Genomic DNA, 17,081 nt, shown 5'->3' with positions numbered 1-17,081 from the left:
CTTTGTCTAAAACATGTGCAATTACTTAGCTGCTTTTGCTGCTTCGATTGCTGCTTCATAGTTTGGATGATCCGTAACTTCTGGTAAATACTCAACGTATGTTACTTCGTCGTTTGAGTTTACCACAAATACAGAACGAGCTAATAAACGTAGTTCTTTGATAGCTACGCCAAATGCTTCACCAAAAGATAAATCGCGGTGATCAGATACAGTTTGTACGTTTTCAATACCATTTGAACCGCACCAGCGCTTTTGTGCAAACGGCAAATCAACGCTTACTGTTAATACTTTCACATTGTCTAGCTTTGATGCTTCTTCATTGAAGCGGCGTGTTTGTGCATCACAAACACCTGTATCAATAGAAGGAACTACACTAATTAGACGCACTGAACCTTTTGTGTCATCTAACGTTACTTCTGACAAATCGTTTGCAAGAACCGTAAAATTAGGCGCTTTGTCTCCTACCTTTACTTGATTCCCTAGTAGTGTTACATCGTTACCTTTAAACTTAACTGTTGTCACGAATGATTCCTCCCCTAAATAAATATGTACATCCTTCATATTAGCGCCTATGTAAAAAGATTGCAATTAAATGCGTTTTCCCCATATAAAAAAGCCCTCGTTTTTATAATCATGTAACGAGAGCTTGTAGCTTATAGATTAAATGAATCATGACTATCATTGCGGTCATGATTTTCTTGGTCATGACGATTTTTTTTAAACATATGCTGCATGCGTTCGATTGCTTGAGGTGCAGTGTCTAGGATCTTCTCGTATAAGTGCGTGCTTTCATTTAAATGAAGCATTTTAATTCCAGCTGAGCTAACAATCAAGAAAGCAATTGGCGTAATCGATACTCCTCCACCACTTCCTCCACCAAAGGGATGACTCGAATCAGCTGATTGACCACCTTGTTGTGAAGATGACTTGTGTCCTTCTCCATTAAATTCACTTCCTCCTGCTGCAAAACCAAACCCTACCTTTGATACCGTTAAAATAACGCTTCCATCCGGTGTTTCTACTGGGTCTCCGATGATTGTATTGACGTCAATCATTTCTTTTAAATTTTCCATTGCTGTAGACATTAGACTCTTAATTGGATGTTCTCCCATTCAAGTAACCTCCTTATGTTTTAACAGAATGCGCTTTGCTTTCGCTTTCAGGCTTATAAAAGCGAGGCATCTTGCGCCAGTGCTTAACTAAACGTAAACCTACTAATATAGCTTGTCCTAATCGGAATGAAATTATGCATTGAAAGATGGTTTCAGACCACATCTTTTGAAAGGCTGGCACTACCGTCATCCTAGGAGGATCTTTTAGCTTCATGTATTGATCAAGCAGATGAACAAAACCACTTTTTGCAGACCATACAACACCCACTAAAATAGCGCTGAGAGCAGCGTCACCTAGACCTACTCGTGTATGCCATTTTAAATTTCTCACTGCTATATGACTTAAAAACTTCCGAATAATGGTATGAAGGCCAACAACATGTTCTAAAAATTGCTTTACATCTTCCAGAAGATTGAGAGCGTCTTCCATGGAGTAGTCTTTCCATTTATCTTTATTTGTATTTTCTCCCGCTCCGCTTTTTTCTTCGACAAGCAGGGTATTGGAGTCTTTTTGAACCTTTACCACTGGTATTTCATATGTATAGCGAATGAGCTTAAACCACGCCATAAACGTCACGCGATAATAATCGTTATCCTTGGCATGTCGTAAGTCAATATATACCGTAATCTTCGTAACTATCACTATAAACACAAGGACAAGTAGTATTGCGATAATCCATGACACCCATATCACTTTCTTCACTCCTTTTTCCCCTTCCATTATGTCCCATATATCATGAAGTTAAACCTAACAAGAAAGGCCTCCACTCAACGAGTAGAGGCCTTCTATATTATTTTATTTCATGCACTACTGCAGTTTCTGCAAAATAGTCATGTGCACCTTGCTTTTTAGGTAAAAAGGCAACGATGATATAACCGATAAATAGAACCGTTTTTGAAATATAACGTCCAATTCCTTCTCGGAACAAAACGACTGACCAGCTAAGCGGCGTTCCATTTAATGAGACTACCTTTAAGCCAAAAGCCATCTTTCCTAATGTTTGACCAAAGAACTTGGTCATTAAAATGAAATAGCCATAAAACGTCAGTGCTGTAATGAACCAAAACGGTGAAAATAATTGATCAACTTGAGCAAAATCAAATGCTTTAAAAATTGGTTTTACAATAATACCATTTATACTTCCCACTACAATGATATCAAGGACGTATGCCCAAAAACGCATCCAAAACCCAGCATATCGATTTTCAACTACAGAAGGGTTTACTACTCTATCTTCTAAAGGTGATGAATGTTCAACACCCGCTACTTCTTTATCATATGAGTTATTTTCCATTATTCATCCACCTCTATTCTTGATATAGATACATCATACGAGGAGAATTTGGCTCAGCTAATGATTTCAAAACAGAAGATAGCTGCTGGTCACTTCCCATCATCTTGTTCATGCTCATGGATAGCCATGAAGGGAAGCCAAAGCCTGATTCGTATTCAATAACCTGAGCATCTTTTAGCTTATACTGCTTTTTCATATCTACTAAGCTGTCTTCAAAGAACCCTAGCTCATCAACTAATTTTAACTCTTTTGCTTGGCGACCATCATAGATTCGCCCATCAGCAATTTCACGCACCTTACTTTCAGATAAGTCGCGCCCTTTCGAGATGACATCAACAAAGCCACTGTATGAGTTATCAATAAGCTTTTGCATAATTTGACGCTCTTCTTCAGTCATATCTCTCGTAGGTGACATAATGTCCTTATGCTCACCACTTTTTATTGTCACGTCTTTTACTCCAAGACGCTCAGCGAGTTCTCCGTAGTTTACGCTTTGCATAATAACACCGAGTGAACCTGTTAACGTATCTGGAGTTGCATAAATTTTATCAGCTGATGTCGAGATGTAATATCCACCAGATGCAGCCATTGAGCCCATTGAAATATAGATAGGTTTTTTCGTATCAGCTTGAATCTCTTCCATTTTTTTATGTATTTGAGCGCTTTCTACTACTCCACCCCCTGGTGAATTAACCTTTATGATAATTCCTTTGACCATGTCATCATCTTTAGCTGCATCAAGTTGTTCTAAAAACAGCTCGTGATTATAGCCACCTTGCGAAAATACTGATGTACTATCTCCTGTATCTTGAATCGTTCCGTTTACTTCTAAAACAGCAATCTTATTAAGAGACGCACCCTCTTCAATAACCATTTCAGTTAGCTCGCTAGCACTTCCGCCAAAGAACCCAGCAACGCCCGTTTCCTCATCACTAGCAAAAATAAAAGTTGAAACTGTGTTTACTAGTATTGAAATAATAAATACACCAACTGCGATGGCGAGTGCTACCCACCTTTTCGTATTCATGAAAACCCTCCTAAATTAATCCTGATTACAAATTGAAAGAATAATCTTTCAATTTATGTTTTAATAGTGATATAATTATTGTAACAAACTTTTGTAATAAAGTTTACTTTTATACTATTTTTTTACATCAAAGACGGGGAAACAAGGGGGAACTACATATGTCAAATCGTCGTAATGTTTATTTCTTTCATCCTAGAAATAAAGAAACAAATGCCGCAGTAAAACCTTTACAAGAGTTAGCGGTTAAGTATGATTTTACGGTAGTAGAGCAATCGAAAGAGGCAAATATTATTGTAAGCATTGGAGATGACGGTGCTTTTTTACAGGCTGTCCGTCAAACAGGTTTTAGAGATGACTGCTTGTATGCAGGGGTAGCAACATCCGAGCAGCTAAACTTCTACTGTGATTTCCATATTAATGAAAAAGAAAAAATGATTGACGCTATCACTTCCGAAAATATTGAGGTAAGGCGCTTTCCCGTATTAGAAACAACCATTGATCAAGAGACGACATTCCATTCACTAAATGAATGTCTTGTGCGATCCGCATTAATAAAAACGTTTACAATGGACGTATTTATTAACGAGAATCATTTTGAGACATTCCGTGGCGATGGTATGGTTATTTCGACACCAACAGGAAGTACAGCTTATAATAAATCAGTTAACGGTGCCGTCGTTGATCCACTTTTACCGTGTATACAAATCAGCGAACTTGCATCTTTAAACAATAACAATTATCGTACGCTTGGATCTTCTTTTATTTTAAGCAATGAGCACACGTTAACCCTAAAGCTCTCAAACGATAACAGCCATTACCCTGTTATCGGCTTAGATAACGAAGCAATCAGTACAAAACACGTAGATCAAATCCAAGTTCGTCTAAGCGATCGCCAAGTTAAAACTGTAAAATTAAAAGATAATTCATTTTGGCAACGCGTACAGCGTACATTCTTATAAGTACTATTTTAAAGAGACTGAGACATAAGTAGTTCAGCCAATGATAAACCTGAACGATTGAGAGTTCATAACTTTTAATCGTTCAGGTTTTTTGGTTGATTGTGAAAACAGGGTGGAATGGAGCGTAGGACACTCGACTCCTGCGGGAAAGAGAGGGAAAACTGAGATCCCGCAGCGCAGCGAGGAAGCTCAGGTTCCTCCCCGCGGAAAGCGAGTGGCCGTAGCGCAATGGAACGAATGTGTTGAGACAAACCAAAGAGATGAGAACAGCTATTGTTCGTCTTTTAGAAGCAATCATTTTGTTATGTCCCAAACTCTTTCTTTATGAACACTGATAAACAATCTCACCATTTATAATGGTGAAATGTACTTGCACTTCAAGTAGCTCATCCACGTTTATCTCAAATAAGTCCTTTTTAAACACCGTAAAGTCGCCAATGTATCCTTTTTTAATCTTTCCTTTTATATGTTCTTGGCTAGTTGCTTGGGCACTTCCTAATGTAAATAGCTGAATGGCTTGAAACATCGTTAACTTTTCTTTTGGCATATATTCAGGTAAGTCGCCTCCCCCTACTTTGCGCGTTACGGCTGCGTGTATTCCTAGCAGTGGGTTAATTGGCTCTATAGGTGCATCCGAGCCTCCCGCACACATAATGCTGTTATCTAATAGAGTCTTCCATGCATAGCAATATTTTAAGTTTTCCTCACCTATCTTATCAATTACCCACGGAAAGTCACTTGCTAAAAAGCGCGGTTGAATGTCTAATACAACAGGTAAACGCTTCGTTCTTTCAATCAAATCTTTCCTTAAGATTTGTGCATGAATAATACGATCTCGAACCTTTTCACTAGATGGATATTGCTCAATGCTATCTAATACGTATTCAAAAGCTAAATCACCGATAGCATGAATAGCTACAGGTCTGCTAAGCTCTCTCGCCTTTCGAACAAGCTGTTTAAGCTCTGGTAGGCTCTGAATAGCTAGCCCGTTTGTTGATGGATCACTTTTATATGGAAAGCTAAGCAGTGCAGATTGACTACCTAATGAACCATCAGCAAAAATTTTCATCGCACCAAATTCTAAAAATGCAGAGTGGGTAGACTGCTGTTTCACATATTCGTCCATTGATTCTACAACCCCATGATGAACAAGTAAGTTACAGCGAAATAAATTTCTTTGATCCTCTATTACTTTTTTAAACACTTGGTATGTTCGTGTAAAACCACCATAATAATTTAAATCTTCCGTATGTACGCCCGTTAGTCCGTATTGAACACAATCTTTAATTGAAACCTGCAAAGCTTTTTCTAAATAAGCTTCTGATACAACTGGGATATGCTTGGTTACCAGTTCCTGTGCTTGATCTGCTAAAAAGCCCGTTGGCATTCCCAGCTCATCAACTTGAATGGCACCTCCCTCTGGTGATTCAGTGCCTTTAGAGATTTTTGCTATTGTTAACGCTTTGCCATTAGCAAGCAACCCATGTCTACAAACACGTTTAAGAACAATTGGATGTTGGTCCGTAAGAGAATCTAAATCTCGATAATGAAGTAGTTCTCGATCATCCCACTGATTCTCATCCCATCCTTCTCCAATAATCCATTCCCCTGGTGGCGTTTGCTTAACCTTTTCCTGAACTAATTTCAATACCTCACTGGCAGAAGATGCTTGGGATAAGTCTAAACGAAGCAGTTTTTCTCCGTGTCCAATTAAATGTAAATGACTATCAACAAAACCGGGATACATGACGCTGCCATCTAAGTTTACTTCGTTTTGAGTATTTTTTTGTTGTGCATTTCTGACGTCACGTTCGAAACCAAGGTCTTCAATCATCCCATTTTCTACAAAAACACTCTCTACCCATTCTCCTTCTTGAGCCATTGTATAAATTTTTCCACCGTAAAACAATGTTCCCATCTCTCTCTCCCTTTCCCAAACGTACTTTACATTTAGTATAAAGCTTTGCCACAAATGGTGAAAGAAAATCACCAAAATGAAAAGAGTGAGGTTTCCCTCACTCTTCTTTAGCCATCATTATTCAGTTAATATGACTTATTTGTAGCTACCACCAAGTTGTTGTTCAGCCATTTGAACTAAACGTTTAGTGATTTCGCCACCAACAGAACCGTTAGCGCGAGATGTTGCTTCTGGTCCAAGGTTTACACCGAATTCAGAAGCGATTTCGTATTTCATTTGGTCGATAGCAGCTGATGAACCAGGAGCTACTAATTTGTTTGTGTTTGGCATGTGTTTTCACCTCCTCGTTGCTTGTTGAATATAGAGTGTGTCAAAACACATGGCTCCATACGTTTTTTTTTTGGTAATTTTTATCTTTTTATTTTTTAAAATAAATCGGCGTCATTTCCAAGTAGATTTTGTGGCTCCAACGCCTTTATTTCAAGGGTTTCTGTATTTTGAACTGCTTCTTTTATAAGCGTATCAAAATCATAAAATTCTTCGTATCGATTTACTTTTTCACGTTTCGGCTTTGTTTTTGGTGCGCTTGGCGTAAAAATTGTACAACAGTCTTCATAAGGACGATTCGAAATCTCATGCGTATCAATTCGCTGAGCAATTTTAATAATATCCGTTTTGTCCATTGTGACAAGTGGTCGTAAGATTGGCGTGTTTGTCACTTCATTAATTGCATACATACTTTCAACCGTTTGGCTAGCAACCTGTCCCAAACTATCTCCTGTTACAATCGCTAAAGATTCTCTCTGAGCACGCAATAAATCCGTAATACGAAGCATCATTCTTCTTGTAGATGTCATCGTATAGTTTTCTGGAATCTGTTTTTGAATAGCTTGCTGAACAGCTGTAAACGGCACGATATGAAGCTTAATATTGGCATGATATTTCGTAAGCTTTTGAGCAAGATCAATTACTTTTTGCTTAGAGCGTTCGCTTGTAAACGGTGGGCTATAGAAATGAACTGCTTCAATCTCCAGACCTCTTTTCATCGCTAGGTAACCTGCAACAGGGCTATCAATTCCACCTGATAGCATAAGCATTGCGCGTCCGCTTGTACCTACTGGAAGCCCTCCAGCTCCTTGATAGTCAAAACACGTAATGTACGTTGCTTCACGACGAACTTCTACCCTTACATTTACATCAGGATTACGCACATCTACTTTCAAATTTGTTGTATTTCGCAAAATGTGACTACCAACTGCATAGTTAAGCTCACTGGTATCAAGTGGAAATTCTTTATACGCACGACGTGTTGATACTTTGAATGTTCTATTCTCTACATCAAACTCTTGCATCACTTTTAACGCAGCTTCTTGAATGGCTTCTAGTTCATTTTCTACTTTTAAAGCTAAGCTAAAGCTCTGAATACCGAAAACTTCTTGAAGAAGTTCTACAATCGGCTCATGATTTTCTCCATTTAAATGGATGTACATACGATCTCTTGTATATTTAATATCCACATTAGAAAATTGAGCTAAGGCATGAGCAATATTTTGACGTAGCTGAGCAACAAATTTCTTTCGGTTTTGTCCTTTAGTTGAGATTTCTCCGTAGCGAATTAATATATGGTTATAAATCATTTATTTTTACCCCATTACTTTTTTTAGTTCTTCAATTACTGTGAAGATTGCATTAACTGTTGGCGTTATTTCATTAAAATCATTAAAATGAGACAGGCTAATACGAATTGACTGATCAGCTTCTTCGTAACTTTTCCCCATTCCTAATAATGTTTTACTAGGCTTTTGACGCTTAGAAGAACACGCTGATGTCGTAGATACAAAAACACCCTTTTCCTCTAGAGCATGAACGAATACTTCACCTTTGATTCCTTTTACTGTAAAATTTAAGATGTGAGGAGCGGCTCCTTCAGCTGGGGTATTCATGATAATACGCTCATGCTTTTCCAATTGGGACTTCAGTTCACTCTGCATCTTTTTCATTTTATTACTATTTTTCGACGCATGTTCCATGGTTAAACGCATTGCTTTTGCGAACGAGACAACTCCCGGCACATTTTCAGTTCCAGAGCGTTTCTGCAACTCTTGAGCCCCTCCACTAATTAATGGTGAAAGATCAACCCCTTGGCTTATATACAAAATACCTGTTCCTTTTAAACCATGAATTTTATGACCTGATATTGTGCATAAATCAATATGAGCACCTCGCAATGAAAGAGGGACTTTTCCAATCCCTTGAACGTGATCTACGTGATATAAAACGGTTGGATACTCCTTCAGTATTTTCCCAATTTCCTCAATAGGTTGAATTGTTCCAATTTCATTATTAACATGCATGATTGAAACTAAAATAGTTTCAGCTGTAATTGCATCTTTAAGATCATGAGGATCCACAAACCCTTCTCTAGAAACAGGTAAATATGTTACATCAAAACCAAGCTCTTGTAATTGTTTAAAAGGTTCATGAACGGAGTCATGTTCAATAGCCGTTGTGATAATATGACGGCCTCTATTTCTATATTTCATGGCTGTACCTTTTATCGCCATGTTATTTCCTTCCGTACCTCCAGATGTAAAAATAATTTCTTTAGGTGATACATGTAGTAATTGCCCTACTTGCTCTCTTGACTTTGTCATAAGATTTTCAGCTTGTACACCAAACTGATGGAGTGAAGAAGGATTTCCATAATATGTCGTAGCAACCTTTGTAAAAGATTGAATAACTTCATCGTAAGGCTTAGTAGTAGCACTATTATCTAAGTAAATCAATGTGCACGCCCCTTTAAGAATATTTAGAAACAACTTTTTATCTTAGCATACCTTCATTATTTTTTAAATGATGTTGTTTATTTATCCAAATGAAACAGATAATACTCTTAATTACTTTTCTAAAAGGAAAGCCTAAATAATATAATAACTGTCCGAAATATTAAACTGAATATTTAGATTTTTAAAATTTTCGACATTTTTTTTATGAAGTATGATAGTATGTATCAGAAACTTTATACTATTTCTATAAAACATAGGAGGCATTATGAAAAAAGAAGCATTGACTCGCAAAGAGACATTAGCTATTGGTTTAATGCTTTTTGCCCTATTTTTTGGTGCAGGTAATATGATTTTCCCTCCCTCGTTAGGACAACAAGCAGGGGTAAATACATGGAGCGCAACAGTTGGCTTTTTGATAACGGGTGTTGGATTGCCGTTACTAGGAATTATCGCCACATCTAAAACCAATGGAGATTTTACAAAAATAGCAAACAGAGTACATCCTATTTTCGGAATATTTTTTACAATTGTTTTATATCTAGCAATTGGACCTTTTTTTGGTATTCCAAGAACAGATACCGTAGCGTTTGAAATTGGTGTTACACCTTTCTTATCTGATAGCGCGTTAGCTAGTAATGTACCTTTAATGATCTATACAATTATTTTCTTTGGTATTACGTTATTTTTGTCATTGAACCCAACAAAAATTGCAGATCGCATTGGTAAGGTTTTAACACCGCTGTTGTTAACAGTTTTAGCTATACTTGTTCTAAAAAGTTTACTGACACCAATGGGAGAATTTCAACTTCCACAACCAAGGTACGAATCAGCTTCATTTGTAGCAGGGTTTGTTGATGGTTATTTAACAATGGACGCTATTGCAGCTCTTGTGTTTGGAATTGTTGTCATTTCAAGTATTCGAGAAAAAGGGATTGTAAATAGTCAGAAACTTTCGGCTGTTTGTATTAAAGCAGGTTTTATTGCTGCTATTGGATTGATTTTAGTATATGTATCACTAGCTTATATTGGTGCATCTAGCGTAGAGTCTATTGGCATGCAAGCCAACGGAGGAGCAATTTTAACAGCTGTTGCTCGCGAGCTATTTGGCGGCTTTGGAACGATTATTTTAGGACTAGCAATTACATTTGCATGTTTAACTACATCAATTGGCTTAATTTCTGCTTGTAGTTCTTTTTTTAATCGAATCTTTCCAAAACTTTCTTATAAAGGTTTTGTAGTAGTGCTCACGATATTTAGTGCAGTTATTGCAAATGTAGGGCTAACACAGTTAATTTCTATTTCCGTACCAATCCTTACATTTATCTATCCAATTGCAATTAGCTTAATTGTCCTTTCTCTAGTTGCATCAACACTGCGATTTGGCCGTGAAGTATATGTATTAGCAGTCGTTACAAGTTCTTTCTTTAGCCTCTTTGACGGGTTAAATGCTGCTAATTTAAAAATTGCAAGTATTGACAAGCTGTTTACAAATTACCTACCGCTTTATAGCGATGGAATGGGCTGGCTAATTCCAACCCTTATCGCTTGTATCATTGGCTATATGATTAGTAAAATCCGTGGAAGCTATATCGAAGATTTGGAATCTTCTTCTCGCAAAGCTTCATAATTTCATATCAATTATAAAAAAACGCCAGCTAACTAAGCTGACGTTTTTTTATTCTATCTATTTGTGATCATAAACTGCTGGATTTTTTCTACCGCACCAGGGTCGACCTGTTCAATCGCACTAGCTACTTCGTTTAGAGCTTCTTTATATTCATATTTACGAAATAGCTCTTCTGCATCTCGTAGCGCTTGAGCTACCGATCCATACTGACTGCGGTAACGATTTCCATATTGAATCATCTTCTCCACAAGCTGCGCTTCTTCTAGAATTGCTTCCGTTTCTTCAAATGTCTCTTTTACAGCCTCTACAGCTTCACTAAGAAGAGCTTGGACTGCTTGGATGTTAAGAGGTTTTTCTTGAAGCTTTAACGTTGCGTCTTTCAAGAGGTGCATCGTCTTTTCTAACTGTACCTTATAGTATTCAGGTACACCTGGTAAATTACTTTTCTGAATCAACCTTTTTGCCTCAATAAGCTGAGACTTTAAATCCTCAATTTGCTCTTTAGCCGTTAGTTCGTCTTTTCTCAACGCTTGAAGCATATCGCTATAAGATTCTTGAGACTGTTGAAGCTGTTTTAGTTGCTTAGACACATCTTCAAGTTCTTCTTGAATAACGCTATAAGCTAAGTTATGTTCCGCTACTTTATCTGAGATATTATAATAAAGGTTCGTTAAACGCTTTAATTCACGATCCATTTTGTAATACAGCTCTAAGTCTTTCTCTTTAAAGTGATAGCTTTGTTGTACGAACAGTGTTTCATCTCGCAGTTCTCGGTTCTTATCTTGTAAAATCTTCAAGAAATGTGAAACCGTTTGAGATTCTTGATTCATCTTATGATATGAATACACTTCGTGCTCTAAAGCATCGTATAGTTGCTCTAAGCGTTCATTTACATCATCGAGCTTTGCCATTGCTTCTTCTACATAAAGCTCTTCGATTTGTTGAATAATCGTGTCTGTTTCATGTCTTAAAAATTCAATCGTTTCTTCAACTTGCAAATGATCTAACACGTAGCCGTCTCTGGTCATACCCATAAATCCATCAATTAACTCTGAAAACTGAGCTGGAAGCGTAGTTTGACATTCTACTAACACTTTTGGAATTTGTTCTAAGCATGTATCAATTGTCGTTAAATCTGTTTTTAATTGCAGAACCGTTTCTCGTGCTTGTAAATAATTTCCATTTACTGTTTCTTCTTCAAAAACAGCAAACTGTTTCTTTGCATGATCAATCGCTGCTTCCAGCGTTTTTTCCGCTTTTCCATACGCATAGCGGTGCGCTAGCAACTTTTTCTTTACATGACGGTGCAACTGGTTAAGCTCTTCAATATCATGACGATTATTTTGTTCGCTGCCAATGAGATTTTGTAATTCTGTTAATATGTTCTCAATCTCAGCCTTTGTTTTATCTAACAGTTCATTAATATGTATAGATAGTTGCTTCGCTTTTTTAAAGCGGTATTTATCTGCACATTCTTCCGTTTCAAAAAGTAATTCATCAACTTTTGGAAGCTCAGTTGCTACGATTTCATCCCAATGTTCACGCCAGCGTTCAAATAGCTCTTCAGTTTGACCTGTCATGTTTAGTTCTTTTACTTTTGAAATTTCCTCTGCCACCGGCATATTCTCTAACTCCATCTTACGAGATTCAAGCCGGTCAATTTCCTGATAAATTTTTTTTCGTGAAAACATTCCGTACACAACTAATCCAATAATTAGTATGATTAGTGCAATAATAAATTCCATACTAAGCCCCCTTACAATACGTTCTACATGACAAGTTTCCTATTTATAAAAAGGGTTATTGTAATCCTTTAAATGTTTAAGCGTCAATGTTTTTATGATACCATGTAAAGCCTTGCTTTTGAGCAAAAATTTTAATTTTTTCACACAAAATATTGGCAATTTGTCGACTGTGTCTCCTTTTATCATTTCTTTCAAAGAAAAACCTTTTGCTTTTCTAAATTCATCGACAAAATTGCTGAAATTTTGAGTTCTACAGTTGAAGTTTTAGCCTGCAACGTTACAATTAAAGAAAATGAAAGGAGTGATGCAAGTTGATGAAGGTAGACCGACATATCCACACACCATTTTGTCCACATGGCTCACAGGATTCATTACAGGCTTATGTAGAGAAAGCCATCCAATTAGGCTTCCAGGAAATTTCATTTACAGAGCATGCCCCGATTCCTGAGAATTTTGTTGACCCAACTCCGGAACAAGATAGCGGCATGTCGATGACACAGCTTGAAAATTATTTAAAAGATGTCCATCACATAAAAGAGCAGTATGCCAACGATTTAAAAATCAACGTTGGACTTGAAGTGGATTATATTGATGGATTTGAAACGAAAACTACGCAATTTTTAAATGAATACGGCCCTCACTTAGACGACAGCATACTGTCTGTTCACTTTTTAAGATTTGACCGTCAGTACTTTTGTTTAGATTATAGCCCCGAAGCATTTGCTCATATTGTACAGAAATTTGGGAGTGTAAGCAAAACATATGATAAGTACTACGAAACGCTGTTGAAGTCTGTAAACTATGACCTAGGACTTTTTAAGCCGAAGCGAATTGGACATATCACACTTGTTCACAAATTCAAAAAGCAATTTCCGTGTCCAAATCGATTTACTGAAAAAATTAATACGATTTTATTAGCTATTCAGCAACAAAACTTGGAGCTTGATTATAATGCAGCTGGACTCTTTAAACCTCTTTGTCAAGAAGCATACCCTGCTCCTGATGTGCTTGAATTAGCACGCAAAAAAAAGATCCCTCTTGTCTATGGATCAGATGCCCATTGTGCGAAGGACCTCGGTCAAGGTTACGAAACGCTATTTTCTTGTTAAACGCACGTACACTTGCTTTTTCGGTTCACGCTGTTCATATAGCATCGTTCGAATCCAAGCAGTTAGTTCGCCATTGTATTGCTCTAAAAAGTAGGTTTCTTGAGGCATAATATATAATACCTCTGTTAAATATTGTGGATGAAGGTAGGGCATCGAAAGCAGTGCTTTCAGCTGAATAATGATAAATGAAGGGTTAACCTTTCGAAATTCCCTATCTTCCATTCCTTTTTCTAAAACGGTTTTAAGGTAGTACTTTTCTTTTGTTAAGTATGTTGTCATAACTTCTCTTATGAACGTCGTGTCTAGTGAAATCTCGCGATATACAAGCCGCGCAATTGTACGGTTTTCGTGCTGATAATTCAGTACAGCAGAGACCATCCCCTGTAAACACTCCTTAGCATCTTTATATTCCCTGAGTTCAAATTCATTTTCAAGTTCTGCTATATAGCCTTCAAAGTAAGTTGTAACAAGCGTTTCTAATAGCCCTTCTTTACCTTCAAAGTAATATGAAATATTCGCTACGTTCACCTTTGCTTTTGTAGCAATCTCGCGTACTGAAGTTCCATCAAAACCTTTCGCGTTAAATAATGAAACCGCAGCGTCAATAATTCGTTCCTTCGTTTTAGCTTGAGCAACCATTTTTACCACCTCATCTTTTTTCAATCAAGTGATATTTAAGCAGGAATCACGTCTTCTTATACACAATCAAAGTCATTGCAAAATCCGAGAGAAATCGTTACATTATTTAAAAGGGTTTTATGGGCTTATCTACATAATTCGTGATAAGCTTCTAAGTTCCTGTAATCTTTTATCGACAAAGTCATGAACAGAACGACGCGCTTTGATACATTTTATACGTTTTATGTTGAATGGGGGAGAATAACATGTTTCATGTCGAAAATTATAGCGAATCAAGAGAAAAAAATTATGAACTTGTTTTAAAGCAACTTCGTGCATTAATTGACGGAGAAAATAATCTGATCGCAAACCTTTCTAATGCTTCAGCACTTTTAAACCAGTTTTTAGAAGATGTAAACTGGGTTGGATTTTATTTAACGGAAGGGAATCAGCTAGTGCTTGGCCCTTTCCAGGGCTTACCAGCATGCGTAAGAATTCCATTTGGAAGAGGTGTTTGTGGAACTGCCGCTGAAACACAACAAACGCAGCTTGTTGCTGATGTACATCAGTTTCCCGGTCATATCGCTTGCGATGCTGCATCTCAATCAGAGATTGTTGTCCCTATTGTAAAAGACGATAAATTAATTGGTGTGTTGGACATCGATAGCCCAATTAAAAACCGTTTTGATGAACTAGACCAAGCTTATTTAGAGAAGTTTGTTGAAGCTTTGCTAGAAGCAATGTAATAAATAATAAAGAGGATGCTTAAGCATCCTCTTTATTATTTATACTCTTGAATAACGGGTTGGTTTTTCCCTCTTTTTTTCGCTTCATACAATGCTAGGTCAGCCCGCTTAAATAGTTTCTCAGTTGAATCTTGTTGTTCTTGAGACCAAAAAGAAATACCAGAGGAAATTGTTGTCTTTGGGATTGTTTCTTCTTCTACACGCTTAACAAGCCGATTCGCTATGCGCTTTGCGATACTTAATGTAGTGCAGGGCAAGTAAACAGCTAATTCTTCCCCGCCCCACCTTGCTGCTACATCATTTAACCTAATATTCCCTCTAATAAGATTTGATATTTGAATGATAATATCATCTCCTACTTGATGACCATATGTATCGTTTATTCTCTTAAAATTATCAATATCTAATAAAATAAATGAGCCGCCCGAATCTTTTCTCATAGACTCTTCAATACACTGATCCAAGTGTTTCCTCGAATAAAGCTTACTCAAATGATCTGTCACGACTAACTTTTCTAATTCATCTCGCAGCATCGCGTTCACAAATGCAAGCGTTGAATGATGAACAATCTCCTGAACGAGCTTAAATGTATCAAAAGAGAAGAAATAAGGTTGCTTATGAAGAACCATTACCATACCTTTTAACTGTTGGTCTTGAACCATCGGTACAGCAATTAGTGATTGAAATGTAACAAGTTCATCATTCAGCTCTCCAACTATATTGTTTATAAACAACGCTTCATTCTCCTGAGTAATTCTTTTATATGCATACTCAATATAGTATCTCGCACCAGGGGTGTCAAAAAATGCAGTGTTTCCTTTTAATGGGGCATAATAATCATCTTCAAAGAAGATTACGCCAACCTCTTGAGCATCAAATGATGTCATAATTCGATTCGACACATAATGAATACCGTCGTGTAGATTTAATTTTTCGTTTAAATGACGTGATGTTTCATTAATGAGCTTTAAATCGGTAAGGTTCTTTTGCGAACGTACATAAAGCTGTACCTTCTCCAATGCCCCTGCTGTGACGCTGATTAATTGCTTAATAAAGGGGATTTCTGAATGTGAAAAAAAAGACGGTGTACTCTTTTCCATAATAAGCACACCATAAGTTCCCTGCGAACCTACAAGAGGTGCATAAACTTTGCAGCCTGTACTATCTGTTGAAACTACGTCAACCTCACCTGTCACATAAATATTCATTAGCTCTTGATCATCGTATGATAGGGGCAAGATTTTATCGATATACCGCCCACGATAATCATGGGCAACATAAATTTTATGTTGATACGTTGGATACATACCTTCCAATACGCTTATCACTTTTTCTAATATGTAATCCATGTTCATGGAACGGTTAAATGCTTCTGTTAATTCGTATAGCTCCTTATATCGCGCCTTATCAATGGATGTTTGATAATGGGCATATACTTTCTTTAGAAATGCAATACACTGCTTGCTAAGCTCTGTTAAAAAGCTATTACTATTTCCCTTTACTAAATTCGTTCTTTCTATACCAAACAAACAATGGTAATGCTCAATTGTTAGCGCCATTACAATATACGAATCTGTCACATAATAGCTTTGTTGAGTATGTAACGGTAAAGAGTTAAGAAGGTCTAATACCTCTTTTTCACCCTTATCATTGCTTTGATTACCTTTTTTATTTACAGATGCTATTAATTTATAGCCATAGAGTTCTCTTGCTTTTAACGCAATAAAACCACTGCTAGATTCCAATATAGAAATGATGCTCTGCACCATTTTATCTAATGTTTGTCGTAATGATTCAGCATTGTCATTAACGTGCGTTAATTCAAATAAACGTCCTTTTAATTCTCTCAAAACTTCTTGTTGATTCATTTCATTATCACCTACACCATTAATTCCTCTTCTAAACCATTCTTTTATTATAATAAAAAATCCTGTTTTTTCCTATCATAACCTTTTAAATTAACAAGCTTGACAATCTGATGTAGAAAACATATAATACTCGTTGTGTAAAATATTGCAGCTTATACAGTCTTCTTTATGTTTTTTCATTTTGTTCCTCAGCATGAGCTGATGGTGTATCGTGTAACTCTCTGCTGCTAGAGCGATGGTACATGAAAACAAAATGAGCATATCGTTAGAA

At 36.9% G+C, this 17,081-nt stretch carries 17 protein-coding genes; 5 read left to right on the top strand and 12 right to left on the bottom strand.

Annotated elements, in window-relative coordinates; all coding sequences use genetic code 11:
- Positions 1-21 precede the first annotated feature (21 nt).
- The 5 genes from tpx to sppA all read right to left on the bottom strand — a co-directional run bounded on the left by tpx (position 22) and on the right by sppA (position 3,434).
- On the bottom strand, positions 22-522 hold the full coding sequence (tpx, locus tag AC1UFB_RS09170) for a thiol peroxidase (RefSeq protein WP_061785770.1): 501 nt from the start codon (positions 520-522) through the stop codon (positions 22-24).
- A 131-nt stretch (positions 523-653) separates the two neighbouring features.
- Positions 654-1,112, bottom strand: a complete 459-nt coding sequence (gene ytfJ, locus AC1UFB_RS09165; RefSeq protein WP_025908923.1) for a GerW family sporulation protein — start codon at positions 1,110-1,112, stop codon at positions 654-656.
- Between the two features lie 13 nt (positions 1,113-1,125).
- A complete protein-coding gene (locus AC1UFB_RS09160; protein ID WP_482589031.1) occupies positions 1,126-1,815 on the bottom strand; it encodes a DUF2953 domain-containing protein in 690 nt (229 codons plus the stop codon).
- Between the two features lie 88 nt (positions 1,816-1,903).
- Complete coding sequence (locus tag AC1UFB_RS09155; RefSeq protein WP_482589029.1) at positions 1,904-2,407, bottom strand: RDD family protein; 504 nt, start codon at positions 2,405-2,407, stop codon at positions 1,904-1,906.
- Between the two features lie 13 nt (positions 2,408-2,420).
- Positions 2,421-3,434 carry a signal peptide peptidase SppA gene (gene sppA, locus AC1UFB_RS09150; RefSeq protein WP_061785771.1) on the bottom strand — a complete coding sequence of 338 codons (1,014 nt, stop codon included), beginning with the start codon at positions 3,432-3,434 and terminating at the stop codon, positions 2,421-2,423.
- A gap of 158 nt (positions 3,435-3,592) precedes the next feature.
- On the opposite strand from sppA, the gene AC1UFB_RS09145 reads away from it, so the two are divergent.
- Positions 3,593-4,393 (top strand): NAD kinase, encoded by an 801-nt coding sequence (locus tag AC1UFB_RS09145; RefSeq protein ID WP_025908919.1) that lies wholly within the window; start codon positions 3,593-3,595, stop codon positions 4,391-4,393.
- A 112-nt stretch (positions 4,394-4,505) separates the two neighbouring features.
- Entirely contained in the window at positions 4,506-4,721 is a 216-nt protein-coding gene (locus AC1UFB_RS09140) for a hypothetical protein (RefSeq protein ID WP_482589026.1), read from the top strand.
- On the opposite strand, the gene AC1UFB_RS09135 is transcribed toward AC1UFB_RS09140, so the two are convergent.
- The 4 genes from AC1UFB_RS09135 to AC1UFB_RS09120 all read right to left on the bottom strand — a co-directional run bounded on the left by AC1UFB_RS09135 (position 4,716) and on the right by AC1UFB_RS09120 (position 9,097).
- Positions 4,716-6,311: an amidohydrolase gene (locus AC1UFB_RS09135; RefSeq protein WP_482589024.1), complete on the bottom strand. Its 1,596-nt coding sequence runs from the start codon at positions 6,309-6,311 to the stop codon at positions 4,716-4,718. The two genes, AC1UFB_RS09140 and AC1UFB_RS09135, sit on opposite strands and share 6 nt — an antisense overlap.
- 135 nt (positions 6,312-6,446) lie before the next feature.
- Positions 6,447-6,641 (bottom strand): alpha/beta-type small acid-soluble spore protein, encoded by a 195-nt coding sequence (locus AC1UFB_RS09130; protein WP_100346718.1) that lies wholly within the window; start codon positions 6,639-6,641, stop codon positions 6,447-6,449.
- Between the two features lie 95 nt (positions 6,642-6,736).
- Entirely contained in the window at positions 6,737-7,948 is a 1,212-nt protein-coding gene (gene thiI / locus AC1UFB_RS09125; RefSeq protein ID WP_328100812.1) for a tRNA uracil 4-sulfurtransferase ThiI, read from the bottom strand.
- 6 nt (positions 7,949-7,954) lie between these two features.
- The gene (locus tag AC1UFB_RS09120; RefSeq protein WP_482589021.1) at positions 7,955-9,097 is read right to left on the bottom strand and encodes a cysteine desulfurase family protein; all 1,143 of its coding nucleotides are present in this window, start codon (positions 9,095-9,097) and stop codon (positions 7,955-7,957) included.
- A 265-nt stretch (positions 9,098-9,362) separates the two neighbouring features.
- Between AC1UFB_RS09120 and brnQ the strand changes: the two genes are divergently transcribed.
- Positions 9,363-10,724, top strand: coding sequence for a branched-chain amino acid transport system II carrier protein (brnQ, locus tag AC1UFB_RS09115; protein WP_328100813.1), 1,362 nt, complete (start codon positions 9,363-9,365; stop codon positions 10,722-10,724).
- A gap of 53 nt (positions 10,725-10,777) precedes the next feature.
- Here the strand turns inward: brnQ and ezrA are convergent, their stop codons facing one another.
- The gene (gene ezrA, locus AC1UFB_RS09110; protein WP_100346715.1) at positions 10,778-12,469 is read right to left on the bottom strand and encodes a septation ring formation regulator EzrA; all 1,692 of its coding nucleotides are present in this window, start codon (positions 12,467-12,469) and stop codon (positions 10,778-10,780) included.
- A gap of 314 nt (positions 12,470-12,783) precedes the next feature.
- Here ezrA and hisJ point away from each other — a divergent pair, with 314 nt between their 5' ends.
- Positions 12,784-13,578, top strand: coding sequence for a histidinol-phosphatase HisJ (hisJ, locus tag AC1UFB_RS09105; protein WP_025909467.1), 795 nt, complete (start codon positions 12,784-12,786; stop codon positions 13,576-13,578).
- Here the strand turns inward: hisJ and refZ are convergent.
- On the bottom strand, positions 13,564-14,217 hold the full coding sequence (gene refZ / locus AC1UFB_RS09100; protein ID WP_061786463.1) for a forespore capture DNA-binding protein RefZ: 654 nt from the start codon (positions 14,215-14,217) through the stop codon (positions 13,564-13,566). The genes hisJ and refZ overlap by 15 nt on opposite strands.
- A gap of 245 nt (positions 14,218-14,462) precedes the next feature.
- Between refZ and AC1UFB_RS09095 the strand changes: the two genes are divergently transcribed.
- Complete coding sequence (locus AC1UFB_RS09095; RefSeq protein WP_025909469.1) at positions 14,463-14,942, top strand: GAF domain-containing protein; 480 nt, start codon at positions 14,463-14,465, stop codon at positions 14,940-14,942.
- A 35-nt stretch (positions 14,943-14,977) separates the two neighbouring features.
- Here the strand turns inward: AC1UFB_RS09095 and AC1UFB_RS09090 are convergent, their stop codons facing one another.
- Positions 14,978-16,810 (bottom strand): sensor domain-containing diguanylate cyclase, encoded by a 1,833-nt coding sequence (locus AC1UFB_RS09090; protein WP_482589017.1) that lies wholly within the window; start codon positions 16,808-16,810, stop codon positions 14,978-14,980.
- Positions 16,811-17,081: the final 271 nt, after the last annotated feature.

The sequence above is a fragment of the Priestia sp. KCTC 13724 genome, assembly GCF_056820425.1.
Note: the sequence above shows the minus strand (reverse complement) of the source record. Positions and strands in the feature narration are given on the sequence as shown.

What these genes read in the sequence shown, in the direction of transcription:
- ytfJ (WP_025908923.1), bottom strand. Translation starts at nt 1,112, where the DNA reads ATGGGAGAACATCCAATTAAGAGTCTAATGTCTACAGCAATGGAAAAT.
- AC1UFB_RS09155 (WP_482589029.1), bottom strand. Translation starts at nt 2,407, where the DNA reads ATGGAAAATAACTCATATGATAAAGAAGTAGCGGGTGTTGAACATTCA.
- AC1UFB_RS09130 (WP_100346718.1), bottom strand. Translation starts at nt 6,641, where the DNA reads ATGCCAAACACAAACAAATTAGTAGCTCCTGGTTCATCAGCTGCTATC.
- hisJ (WP_025909467.1), top strand. Translation starts at nt 12,784, where the DNA reads ATGAAGGTAGACCGACATATCCACACACCATTTTGTCCACATGGCTCA.
- thiI (WP_328100812.1), bottom strand. Translation starts at nt 7,948, where the DNA reads ATGATTTATAACCATATATTAATTCGCTACGGAGAAATCTCAACTAAA.
- ezrA (WP_100346715.1), bottom strand. Translation starts at nt 12,469, where the DNA reads ATGGAATTTATTATTGCACTAATCATACTAATTATTGGATTAGTTGTG.
- sppA (WP_061785771.1), bottom strand. Translation starts at nt 3,434, where the DNA reads ATGAATACGAAAAGGTGGGTAGCACTCGCCATCGCAGTTGGTGTATTT.
- refZ (WP_061786463.1), bottom strand. Translation starts at nt 14,217, where the DNA reads ATGGTTGCTCAAGCTAAAACGAAGGAACGAATTATTGACGCTGCGGTT.
- AC1UFB_RS09135 (WP_482589024.1), bottom strand. Translation starts at nt 6,311, where the DNA reads ATGGGAACATTGTTTTACGGTGGAAAAATTTATACAATGGCTCAAGAA.
- AC1UFB_RS09145 (WP_025908919.1), top strand. Translation starts at nt 3,593, where the DNA reads ATGTCAAATCGTCGTAATGTTTATTTCTTTCATCCTAGAAATAAAGAA.
- brnQ (WP_328100813.1), top strand. Translation starts at nt 9,363, where the DNA reads ATGAAAAAAGAAGCATTGACTCGCAAAGAGACATTAGCTATTGGTTTA.
- AC1UFB_RS09095 (WP_025909469.1), top strand. Translation starts at nt 14,463, where the DNA reads ATGTTTCATGTCGAAAATTATAGCGAATCAAGAGAAAAAAATTATGAA.
- AC1UFB_RS09090 (WP_482589017.1), bottom strand. Translation starts at nt 16,810, where the DNA reads ATGAATCAACAAGAAGTTTTGAGAGAATTAAAAGGACGTTTATTTGAA.